This window comes from Streptomyces sp. NPDC020958 (genome assembly GCF_055562175.1).
Map to the genome: position 1 here is coordinate 412,062 of NZ_JBVHFU010000005.1, position 11,365 is coordinate 423,426.

Annotated in this window: 8 protein-coding genes, 1 tRNA gene and 1 other RNA gene; 6 read left to right on the forward strand and 4 right to left on the reverse strand. The window is 72.0% G+C overall.

The genetic code is table 11. The features are described 5' to 3' along the window. The first annotated feature begins 93 nt into the window (after nucleotides 1-93). The 5 genes from ACZ3KP_RS18870 (at nucleotide 94) to ACZ3KP_RS18890 (ending at nucleotide 7,562) form a co-directional block, all read left to right on the forward strand. Entirely contained in the window at nucleotides 94-2,223 is a 2,130-nt protein-coding gene (locus ACZ3KP_RS18870; protein ID WP_467500853.1) for a penicillin acylase family protein, read from the forward strand. Beyond that, nucleotides 2,216-2,818 carry a GNAT family N-acetyltransferase gene (locus ACZ3KP_RS18875; protein WP_467500855.1) on the forward strand — a complete coding sequence of 201 codons (603 nt, stop codon included), beginning with the start codon at nucleotides 2,216-2,218 and terminating at the stop codon, nucleotides 2,816-2,818. Before ACZ3KP_RS18870 ends, ACZ3KP_RS18875 begins: the two co-directional genes overlap by 8 nt. A gap of 152 nt (nucleotides 2,819-2,970) precedes the next feature. Next, entirely contained in the window at nucleotides 2,971-4,935 is a 1,965-nt protein-coding gene (locus ACZ3KP_RS18880; protein WP_467500968.1) for a copper resistance CopC/CopD family protein, read from the forward strand. Nucleotides 4,936-5,468: 533 nt separating this feature from the next. Then, nucleotides 5,469-6,191 (forward strand): hypothetical protein, encoded by a 723-nt coding sequence (locus ACZ3KP_RS18885; RefSeq protein WP_467500857.1) that lies wholly within the window; start codon nucleotides 5,469-5,471, stop codon nucleotides 6,189-6,191. A 39-nt stretch (nucleotides 6,192-6,230) separates the two neighbouring features. Then, complete coding sequence (locus ACZ3KP_RS18890; protein ID WP_467500859.1) at nucleotides 6,231-7,562, forward strand: helicase-associated domain-containing protein; 1,332 nt, start codon at nucleotides 6,231-6,233, stop codon at nucleotides 7,560-7,562. Between the two features lie 101 nt (nucleotides 7,563-7,663). Here the strand turns inward: ACZ3KP_RS18890 and ACZ3KP_RS18895 are convergent, their stop codons facing one another. From ACZ3KP_RS18895 to ACZ3KP_RS18910, 4 genes are all read right to left on the reverse strand, one after another. Continuing rightward, entirely contained in the window at nucleotides 7,664-8,086 is a 423-nt protein-coding gene (locus ACZ3KP_RS18895) for a PIN domain nuclease (RefSeq protein WP_053752750.1), read from the reverse strand. Beyond that, nucleotides 8,083-8,298, reverse strand: a complete 216-nt coding sequence (locus ACZ3KP_RS18900) for a type II toxin-antitoxin system VapB family antitoxin (protein WP_132835829.1) — start codon at nucleotides 8,296-8,298, stop codon at nucleotides 8,083-8,085. The genes ACZ3KP_RS18895 and ACZ3KP_RS18900 overlap by 4 nt, the downstream gene beginning before the upstream one ends. A 104-nt stretch (nucleotides 8,299-8,402) precedes the next feature. Further along, nucleotides 8,403-10,829, reverse strand: coding sequence for a helicase-associated domain-containing protein (locus tag ACZ3KP_RS18905; RefSeq protein ID WP_467500862.1), 2,427 nt, complete (start codon nucleotides 10,827-10,829; stop codon nucleotides 8,403-8,405). A gap of 258 nt (nucleotides 10,830-11,087) precedes the next feature. Beyond that, nucleotides 11,088-11,172, reverse strand: a tRNA-Ser gene (locus ACZ3KP_RS18910). A gap of 72 nt (nucleotides 11,173-11,244) precedes the next feature. On the opposite strand from ACZ3KP_RS18910, the gene ffs reads away from it, so the two are divergent. After that, nucleotides 11,245-11,343: signal recognition particle sRNA small type (ffs, locus tag ACZ3KP_RS18915), an RNA gene on the forward strand. Nucleotides 11,344-11,365: the final 22 nt, after the last annotated feature.

Sequence of the window (11,365 nt, forward strand, 5' to 3'; positions counted from 1 at the left end):
GCGCCCGACCCTGCCCCGCACTCCGTCCCTCGCGTACGATTCCCCCACCTATCTGATTAGGTAAGGCTAACCTCATAGAAGGAGTGTCGCAGGGTGACCGCAGAGACGTACCGAGACCCCTGGGGCATCCCTCATCTGCGCGCGGGGAACGCCCGCGCACTCGCCCGCGCCCAGGGCCGGGTCACCGCCCACGACCGGGCCTGGCAACTGGAGACGGAACGGCACCGGGCCCAGGGCACGTCGGCGTCCTTCCTCGGCGCCCCGGCCGCCCCCTGGGACGTCCTCGTCCGCCACGCCCGCCTCGCGGACACCGCGAGACGCTGCTTCGAGGCGCTGGAGGCACGGGATGCGGAGACGGCGGAGTGGGTACGGTCGTACACGACCGGCGTGAACGAGGGGCTGGCGGCCGGTGCCGCCCGTACCCCCGAGTTCGCCCGCACCGGACTGGCCCCCGGCAGCTGGGAGCCCTGGCACCCGCTCGCCGTCTGGCTGGCCACCCACATCCTGTTCGCCGGTTTCCCCGCCAAGCTGTGGCGCGAGCAGGCCGCACGGCACCTGGGCCAGGAGTCGGTCCCGCTCTTCGCCACGGACGGCCCGGCCACCGCGGGAAGCAACGGATGGCTGCTCACGGGCGCCCGTACCACCACCGGGAAGGCGCTGATCGCGGGCGACCCCCACCGCTTCATCGAGGCCCCCGGCGTCTACCAGCAGATCCGGCTCTCCTGCCCGGAGTTCGACGTCGTGGGCCTGGCCGTCCCCGGCGTCCCCGGCATCGCCCACTTCGCGCACACGGGCACGGTCGCCTGGGCCATCACCAACGCGATGGCCGACTACCAGGACCTCTACCGGGAGCGCCTGCGCCGCACGGAGAACGGGGTGGAGGCGCTCGGCCCGGACGGCACCTGGAGTCCGGCCCATCGGCACCCGGAGACGGTCCCGGTGGCAGGACGGCCCCCGCTCGAGATCGAGGTGATCGAAACCCCCCGAGGCCCCCTGATCACCCCCCTGCCCCCGGCCGCCGACGGCGAGGCCGAGGCGCTGGCCCTGCGCTACCCGCCCCGCGTCACCCACGACCTCGGCTTCACCGCCCTCCTCCCCCTCCTCCGCGCCCGCAGCGTGGCCGACGTCGACCGCGCCCTCGACGCCTGGGCCGAGCCGGTGAACGTCGTCCACGCGGCCGACACCGCCGGCGGCACCCTGCACCGCGTCGCCGGCCGCGTCCCCGTCCGCTCCCGCACCAACCGCACCCGGCTCGCCCCCGCCTGGCTCCCCGGCCACGCATGGCAGGGCTGGCACGAGATGCCGTACGGCGAACTCACCGACGGCGCCGCCGTGATGGCGAACCAGCGCGGCCTTGCCGCTGCCCTCGGCGTCGAGTTCGCCCCGCCCCACCGCGCCGACCGCATCCGCGCCCTCCTCGACGGGCGCCGCACCTGGTCCGCCGCCGACCTGCCCGCGATCCACATGGACACCCACCTCGCCTCCGCCGCCCCCCTCCTGGAGCGCATCGCCGCGCTCGACCACCTCACCCCCGAGGCCGCCGGTCTCCGCGACCGCCTGCTCGCCTGGGACCACCGGATGGACGCCGGCAGCACCGCCGCCGCCGGCTACGCGGCCGTACGCTCCGCGGTCGTACGGCACCTCGCCGTCCACCCCGCCTTCGCCCCCCTCGCCGAATCCCCGTCCCCCGCCTGTCCGGAGCCCCTGCTCCCCTGGCTCGCCCTCACCCCGCGGATCGGCTTCGCCCTGGAACACCTGCTGAGCGCGGAGGAGTTGTACGGCATCGACCGCCCCGCCGCCGTACGCGCCGCGCTCGAAGAAGTCGCCGCGGACGTGGCCGGTGACGTCGCCGCGGACCGCCCCGCCCGCACGTGGGGCGACACGCACCGCCTCGCCCCCTGGCAGGCGCTGCCCGGACAGCCGTACGAGGGTCCCGCGCTCTCCGGCGACCACGACTGCGTGCTGTGCACCTCCGCCGTCCCGGGCGTCACCGACCTCGCGGTGCGCGGCCCGGCCGCCCGTTACGTCTGGGACCTGGCCCGCCGTGACGACAGCCTCTGGGTGGTCCCGCTCGGCGCGGACGGCGTCCCGGGCGCGGCCCACCACAACGACCAACTCCCCCTGTGGCTCTCGGGGGACCTGGTCCCGGTCGTCACCGACTGGGACCAACTGGAACGCGTGGACCTCACCGACACGGAAGAGACCGAAGAGACCGATGCCTGAACAGCCCCCCTTCGAACACACCGTCACCGGCTTCGGCACCGTGCGCCTGCGCCCGCTCGACCCGGAACGCGACGCCGACACCGTGCACTCCTGGGTCACCGAGGAACGCGCCGCCTTCTGGGGCATGACCGGCCTCACCCGCGCCCAGGTCGCCGACATCTACACCCATATGGCGGGCCTCGACACCCATCACGCCCACCTCGCCGAGAGGGACGGTGTCCCGGTCGCGCTCCTCCAGACGTACGAGCCGCAGGCGGACCGGGTGAGCGAGTGCTACGACGCCCGCCCCGGCGACATCGGCGTGCACGTCCTGCTCGCCCCGGCCGGACCCGAGGGTCCCCGACCCGGCTGGACGGGGTCCCTGCTCCGCGTCTTCACCGAGTACGTCTTCCGCGCCCTGGACCGCCGCCGCATCGTCGTGGACCCGGACGTCCGCAACGAGAAGGCGATCGCCCGCTTCCGGAGCCAGGGCTTCGAGCTCGGCCCGGCCGTCGTGCTCCCGGAGATCGACCTCCCGGACGTGTACCTGCCCGAGAAGCGCGCCCGACTGGCGTTTCTCCCCCGCACGGCGGCCCACCCGGACGACCCGCGGTGAACGATGGGTGCCGGGTGAAATGAGTGCCGGGCGCTTCCCATCCGTATGACCGAAGAACACGTGTTTCCGAACTCGGAGCGGGTGAAGTGCGCGAACACCACGACCGACGGCGCCCCACCGCCCCCCGCAGGGCAACCCCCCACAGGGCGGCCCTGCGGACGGCCGCCCTCCTGGGCACCCTCCTCACCGCCCTGTTCCTCGCCTCCGCCGCCCCCGCCTCCGCCCACGCGGCCCTGCGCGGCAGCGACCCAGCCGACGGCGCCGTGCTCAAGTCGGCCCCCGGCTCCGTCACCCTGACGTTCACCGAGTCCGTCGGCCTGCTCGACGACTCGTTCCGGGTGTACGACCCCACCAACCACCGGGTGACCACCGGCGCCGCCGAACACGGCCCGGCCGGCGCGGACACCGCCCGGATCACCTTCCCGAAGAAGCTCGGCACCGGCACGTTCACCGTGGCGTGGCGGGTCGTGTCGGCGGACAGCCACCCGGTCTCCGGTGCCCTCACCTTCTCCGTGGGCAAACCGTCGGCGACCGTGGCGGCCGTCCCCACCGGCCCGGTCGAGAACCCGGTCACCGAAGGCCTCTACAACATCGGCCGCTACCTCGCGTACCTCGCCGTGGCGCTGCTGATCGGCGCGGCCGCCTTCGTCGCCCTGTGCCGCCCGCCGGACCCGGTGCCGCTGCGCACACCGGTCCGGACGGCCTGGTGGGTCCTGCTGGGGGCCAGCCTCTTCCTCCTGGTCCTGCGCTCCTCGTACGAGGAAGGCACCTCCCCGGTGACCGCCCTCGACCTGTCCGCCCTCGCCACGTCGGCGACGGGCCGCCCTGGTCTGGCCCTGCTGGCCAGGGTGGCGCTCCTGGCGGTCGTCGCGGGCCTCCACCTGTTCCTCGGCCGTGGGGGCGCGGACCGGTCGCGCCCGCTCCGTCCGACCCGTCCCGTCCTGGCCGCGGGCACCGCCCTCGCCGTCGCCCTGGCGCTGACCTGGGCGGCGGCGGAGCACGCCTCGGCCGGTATCCAGGTCCCCCTGGCGATGACCTCGACGGTCCTGCACCTGCTGGCGATGGCGCTGTGGCTGGGCGGTCTCACGGCCCTCCTCATCACCCTCCAGCGGGGCAGCACCCCGCTGCCCGCCGTCGTCGTCACCCGTTTCTCGCGGGTGGCCTTCGTCTCGGTGGCGGTCCTCGTCGTCACCGGCGTCTACCAGTCCTGGCGGGGCCTCGGCTCCTGGCAGGCGCTCACCGACACGTCGTACGGCAGGCTGCTGCTCCTCAAGCTCGCCGCCGTGACCCTGCTGCTGGGGGCGGCCTCCCAGTCCCGCCGCTGGACGGCGAAGCTGGCGGCGGCCCGGACCGCGGCACCGGCCCGCACCCGGGTCCCGGAAACGGTCGGCGCCCTGGCGGCACGATCACCAGAGGCCTCGTCGTCCGCAGTCCCGTCATCCGCAGTCCCGTCATCCGAAGTCCCGTCGCTCGACGTCCCCGTGTCCGAACCGCCGGTGTCCGCAGCTTCGGCGTCCCGGTCCCCGGCGGCCGGGCCGTCCTCGGCGGAGACGGTCGCGTCCGAACCGCGGCGGACCGACGCGGAGGCCTCCGCGGAGCAGGCCCTTCCACCCGGCTCCGACCTCCGCGCCGCCCTGCGCCGCTCGGTCCTCGCCGAGGTCGGCGTCGGTGTCCTGGTCCTGGTCCTCACCACGATCCTCACCGGCACCCTGCCCGGCCGGGCGGCGGCCGAGGCGGCCGAGTCGGGCACGGCGTCGGGCGCGCTCGGCATCCCCACGGCGGCCGTCGCCATGGTCCCCTTCGACGTGGGCACCCCGAACGGCCACGGCAAGGTGCAGATCACCCTGGACCCGGGCCGGGTCGGCAAGAACTCGGTGGAGGCGGTCGTCTTCGGCCCCGACGGCGGCATCTCCACCGTCCCGGAGCTGCGCCTCTCCTTCACCCTCGCCGCCCAGAAGATCGGCCCGCTGCCCGCGGGCCTGGCGGACCGGGGCGGCTACTGGGCCACCAACGCCGTGAGCATCCCCATCGCGGGCGAGTGGACGATGAACGTGACCGTGCGGATCTCCGACCTGGACCAGGTGACCGTGACGAAGAAGATCAGGATCGCCGCTTAGCGCAGTCGGCTGCGCGCTCGACCAGCCCTCTTTCAGTCGAGTACGGGGAGGGGGAAGACGCGCATGACCGATCACTTCAGGCCAACTCGCGCCGCACGCCGACCGGATGTGCTCCCGCCGCCACCTCATGGGGCGCCCTTGTCGGCAAGGAGACTGCCCGGTAACGGCAAGACCCGAACGCCGGGGAGGGAAGGCCGGCCCGTACGTCCTTGTCCGAGCGCGGCGGGGCCGGGGGACCAGTCGGTAGCACCCAGGGCCGTGAACGGCTGTGGCCGGACGCCTCGTCTTCATGGTGCCGTGAGGTGCAGCAGCCGCGTGTTGGCCTCGTCCGGCGTGAAACGGGCAGGGGTGAATTCCGTGACGGACCGAAGTCCGAGCCACTCCAGCTTGGCGGGGTGTTCCTCATGCGTGTCTCACCCACGCTGACCTGCCCGTTCCGGTGCGTGTCACGTATCACCCGAACCCAAGATGGCAGCACCGCCGACGCACCCAGTGCTTCGCATGGGGCGACACGGAACTGGCAGACTGCGACGGTGACAACGCGCGACGAGGAACTGCTGGCCCGGGTCCGGGAGATGAGGGAGCGCGGCAGCGCGCCGAAGCAGATCGCGAAGGCGCTGGGGCTGCGCCCGGCCCGGGCCACCGAGCTGGTCAGACGGGTCGCCGAGGCGGCACTGGCGAACACCGCGCCGGATGAGCGGCCGGTGGTGGGCTGCTGGGTCAACGCGGGCTGGAGCGCGGGACTGGACATGGCCGCAGCCCCGGAGTGGGCGGCGGCCGACCCCCTCGGCCGGCAGCCGGCCCCGGGCACGGGCGGCTTCGCCCAGATTCTCCTGGCCCGCCAGGAACGTGCCAGCAGGGTGACCGTCACCGGCTTCCTGGTGGACGTGTACTGCCTGGGCGTCAAGAACGTCACCGACCCCGAGGTGATGGGGTCCGGATCCCTGACCGCTTACGTACAGATGTACTACTCGGCATTCGATCACCGGCCGCTGCCGATCGGCGTGGAGCAGGCGCAGACGATCGTGCACGATGCGGTCGCCTACGCCCGCGGTCTCGGCTTCGAGCCCGCGGGCGGCTTCGCGGATGCGGCGGTGCACCTGGGTCCCCCGCCCGGCGACCGGTCCGTCATCGGCTTCGGCCGGGACGGCAAGCCGTTCTACTTCTCCGGCCCCTACGACGACCCGCGCAAGGTGGTCAAGACCCTGGAGCGCACCTGCGGTCCGGGTAACTACGACTACGTTGCCCATCCGTAGGAACGGGACACGAGCGGCACGAGGCGGGGAACACGAGAAGTGATACCGGTCGAAGAGCAACAGGAGCCCGCCGGCGCTCCACGGGTCCGGCACACCGAGCACGAGGCGCAGGCCAACCTGCTGACGGTGCTGCGCCTGTGCATGACAGGGAAGCTGCGGTGCAGCGAAAAGACCCGCCGCCCCAGCGCCGCCACCGTCTCGGCGGTCGCCGACGTTCTGGACGGGGGCGACTTCTATCCGCACGAGGCCATCGCCGCCTTCGCCTGGCCGATGCTGCTTCAGGCAGGCGGTCTCGCCCAGCTCACCGGCGGTCGGCTGGTGCTGACCACGCGCGGACGGGCCGCGCTGACCCGGCCGCCGCACCTGACCATTTCTCAGCTGTGGCAGCGCTGGCTGAACAACAGCCTCCTGGACGAGTTCTCCCGCGTCGAGGAGATCAAGGGCCAGCGCGCGGCGAACGTCCTGACCGCCGCCAAACCGCGCCGCAACCTTGTTGGCCAGGCGCTGGCCGGCCTCACCCCGGGTGAGTGGATGCCCATCGACGGCCTGTTCACGGACATGCGCGCGGCCGGTCTGGATCCAGTCGTCCACCGCAGCGACCGCGCCCTGTGGAAGCTGCACCTGGAGGATCCGCAATACGGCAGCCTCGGCTACGACGGCTACCACGGTTGGTCCCTCCTCCAGGGCCGGTACACCCTGGCGGTGCTCTTCGAGTACGCGGCCACGCTCGGCCTCATCGACATCGAGTACGTACCCCCGGCGGGCGCCCGCGATGACTACCAGGACAACTGGGGTGCCGACTACCTCGACCGGCTCAGCCGCTACGACGGCCTGTCCGCACTCAGCCTCAATCCCCTGGGTGCCCACGCCGCCGGACTCACGGACGACTACGTTCCTGCCCAGGTTCCCGCCCCGGCCGTCCCGACGGGCAGGGTCACCGTCCTCGCGAACTTCGACATCGTCGCCCTCGACGGACTGCCCTGCGCCGACACACTCCTCCTGGACGCCTTCTCCGACCGGAAAGCCGACCGGGTCTGGACACTCACCACCGCTTCTCTTCTGCACGCCCTCGACCGCGGGCACACCCTCGACGAGCTCCGTGACTACCTGAACCAGGCCGCCTCACACCCCGTACCTCAGACCGTCACCACTCTGCTCGACGACACCGGCCGCCGCACCGGCCGACTCCGCGACACAGGTCAGATCCATCTCATCGAGTGCGCGGACGAGGCACTCGCGGCCCTCGTCATCAGCGACCGCCGCCTGCGCGTGCTGTGTACCCGAATCGGCGAGCGTCACCTCGCGGTCTCCCCAGACCGGCTGCCCGCTTTCCGCAAGGCTGCCCTGACCCTGGGCTACCCGCTGGCCTGATGGCACGAGGAGAGCCGTTTTGGGGCATCTCGGGTTGGGCCGGGTGCACTGAACGGTGCTGTACGGAGGTGAATGCAACCAGAACTGCAACCACCGCCCGGCTATTTGCCGCTCTCCGGGCCGTACCACTGGAGAGCCTGGCCGGTCACTGCCGCGATGCAGGCGAAGTCGTGGTCGCGGTGCAGGAGGGTGAGCCCTTGCAGTTCGGCCGTCGCGGCGACGACGAGATCCACCGCACCCGCACTGCGATGCTTTCCCTGTTTGGTGAGTGCTTCCTGGACCTGCCAGGCGCGGTCGTATGCGCGGTCGTCGACGGGAACCCAGCCGAAGATCAGGCGCATGTCCTCGATGCCGCGCGCCCTGTCGGCGGCCGACCGGGCGCTGTAGAAGAACTCAAGCTCGGTGATCGGGCAGGTGGCGATGAGCCCGGCGGCTGCCGCCTGGTCCCAGCCGTACTGCTCCGCGTCCTCGCGCATGAACCGAGCGAGCGCGCTGGTGTCGATCAGGAATTGGGCCGCGTTCACCGGCGGTAGTTCCCCTTGCTCTCGAACAGCTCCAGATCGAACGCGCCGTCCTCGGCCGCGGCCCGCAGCCGGGCGAGAGCCAGGGCACGACGTCGACTCTCCAGCACCTCGCGAAGAGCGGTGTTGACCGTCTCCTTTTTGGTGCTCGTCCCGAGGGCTTTGGCCACGTCCGCGACCAGCTCGTCGTCCAGGTCGATAACAGTCCGACTCATTTAGCGACCTCCCTGATATCAAATGTGGGGGCAAGTATATCTCGCGAGGTGTCCGGAAGATGCGCACACTGGGCGCCCGGGCATCCGGCCTTGACCGTCGAGTCCTACGCGGGCATCACGCCATGAATGCGGGAGAGAGTGAAGACGCGTTCCGCCTCGCGCAGGTGGCACCAGGCGTCGAGGTAGGGCGGGTCGAGTTCCAGGTCGCTGAGGGTCCGTACGGTCCGGTTGCCCGAGGTGGCGATGTACTCGACCGTGATGGCCGCACCCGTGTCGATGGCATGGGCGACCTGGCGGACGTCGCTGTACGACAGGTGCTTCGCGTATCCGGCGACGATCTCCTCGGTGTCCGTCGCGAACGGCACCCCACTGCCGAACGGGTCGGGTTCCGGTGCCGTCGGCGGGGCCTTGAGCAGGTGGTCGGCCAGGGCATCCATCTCGGTGCAGGTGGGCGCGTCCGAGGCGCGGGTCGCGGTGGTCCGGGGGCCGCGCCGACCGACGTTCCCTCGCGGCGGCGGGACGGCGGCGGCCCTCTGCGGCTGGCGTTTCTCGATACGTACCGTTCCCCCGGCGGTCTCGGCGACCGGGGCGTAGCCCGCGGCACGGAGCGTGGCGAGAGTCGTCGCCGGTGGGCTGCCGCTGACCAGGACCGTGGGGGCGAGTTGCCGTAGGGCGAGCTTGGACAGTGCGCGGTGGGCGGCGAGTTCGGCCAGGAGCGCGGGTTCGTCGCCGTGGATGACACAGGCCGCGGGGGCGATGCGCACCCGTCCATGACCTCGCGCGGTGTCGGCGATGAGATAGGTCAGCGGCTGTGGCAGGGCCGTGGCGGAGCTACCGGCCAGGTCGGCTGCGATGGCGTCCGGCGTACGGCCGGCGTCCAGGGCCCGGCGGATACTGCCGGCACTGAAGCGCCATACCGACGCCGTCCCCCTGGTCTCCCGGTCGGCCATCGAATCCAGCAGCGCCGAGAGCCGCGCGGACGGGGTGCCGGTGACGACGGCGGTCAGGTCGGCGCCGATCCGGGCCGTCGTGGTCGCGGGGGGCAGCAGCCGCCGGGCCGTGATGTCGAGCTCTTCGTCGGCCTGGGCCGCCAGGTGGGCACCGAGCGGGGACAGCGCACCCCGTGCCAGCACGCCCAGCAGTTCGCCTTCGCGGATCACGGTGCTGAACGGTGCCGTGTCCTCGGGCGAGGCGTCGTCGGCGAGCGGACGGTGCCAGGCGACGAGCGGCCCCAGCTCCGAAGCGACCTTCATGCCCTGTCCTGCCGGGAGCCCTGCCGCCGCGGAGAGCAGCCCGCGGCGGGCTTGCAGACAGCCGCCGCAGGCGGGCGCGCCGGCGAGCGCGGGAAGCGCCTTGTTGTCTTCGTCGCGCGCCCGGGCGGGGGTGAGCGGCAAGTCCCGCCATGCCCGGAGCAGTACGGCGAGCTGTTCTGCGGGCTCCTGCTCGGCCCAGGTGTCGTACGCCTCGGTGGGGGGTACGCGATCACCGTCGCGGGCCAGCAGGCCGGCGGCGTACGCGGTCTCCAGGGCGATGCGTACGACGGCGTCCTCCGCCTGTGCGGCCTTGCCGAGCCGGGCCAGTTCCCGCGCGCCGATCCCGCCCGACTTCAGCCGGACCGGTGGGGCGGTCGCGCACGCTGAAAGGACGGAGGCTGCCTGGGCCGCGAACGCGGTGGCGGCCACCGCGGCCTCCCGCTCCACCTCCGAGGAGGTGACGGGCACCAACTGTGGGACGGGCGGCAGAGGTTCGAACGGAGCGTGCCAATTGGGCCCCCGCAGAGCCAAGGCCACCTCGACCGGCATCCGGACGGGCCCGTACTGGTGACGGTCCTGGAACAGAAGCCCGCGGTCGAGTGCCCAACGGGCGCCCGGCTGGAGGTCGCGGCCAGGAGCCCCGAACACGACGAACGGTGACTGACGTGGCGTGGACCTGGCGCTCTGCTCAAGCAACTTCCGCGTGGCCGCCGGTGCCCCCGCCACCAGCGCGGCGACCCGTTCCGCGTCACTGTGATGCTCCACCAGAGCCGCGAGTCGCTGCTGCTTGGTGCCGGGTGGCTTGATACCCAGGACAGCCAGCATGCCGCGCAGTTCCTCCGAGGTGGTGCCGGCCAGCAGCTCCTCCAGCGGGGCGTCAAGTCCCAGGGGCGTGCTCCACGCCTGCCGCAAGGGCGTGGACATGCGGAGTGCCTCGTTGCCGTCGTGCCACACGAGCGCCCGATCCGACAGCGCCTCCAGGGTCGCGTCCAGAGCTTGCACCGCTGCAGGGGATGTCGAGCCGAGCAACTCTGCGAGGCTGTCGCGGGTCGCTCGTGCTCCCAAGGCTGCCAGCGCCTCGGCGGCCTGCAAGCACGGCAGCGTGAGGCGCGGCAGGACGAGCGCCACGGACCCCGGACGTTGGAGACGGTCCGCCAGTTCCCCCAGCGAGCGTGGTTCCGGAGAGGCGGCCGCGTCCTTCCGCAGGGCGAGTACGCGTGACAGGCGGGAACGGTCGAGTTCGCTCAGCCAGGTCGCAAGCGTCGATCGGGACTTCATGAGGGTGCACCTCGACAGGCAGAGAACGTCACGGGCGGGCCGAAGCCGCTTCGGCGCCAAGCCCAAGGATGGCGCAGTTCCATGATCCTCAGATGCCGTACGAAGACAGAGCCCACGGCAGGAGAAGATCCGGCTGCCCGCTCACCGAAATGTCCTTGATGGGCATATATAAATGCAACCAAAACTGCAACCAGTGCACGCCGAGGAGCCGAGCCGCGATTGCGGCTCGGCTCCTCGTTTCGCCTGTTCAGGCAACTGCGGAGGATACGAGATTCGAACTCGTGAGGGGTTGCCCCCAACACGCTTTCCAAGCGTGCGCCCTAGGCCTCTAGGCGAATCCTCCGGTGGGAACATTACATGACCGAGAGGAGTGCTCGCGAACTCGTTCCTACCCGCTGACGTCGGGTACTCTATGCAGAGCCCCTCACGCGGCGCTATCTGACTGAACTCCCCCAGGGCCGGAAGGCAGCAAGGGTAGGTTGGCTCTGGCGGGTGCGTGGGGGGCGCTTGCGTTCGCCGGGCCGGGGGTCTTCGGC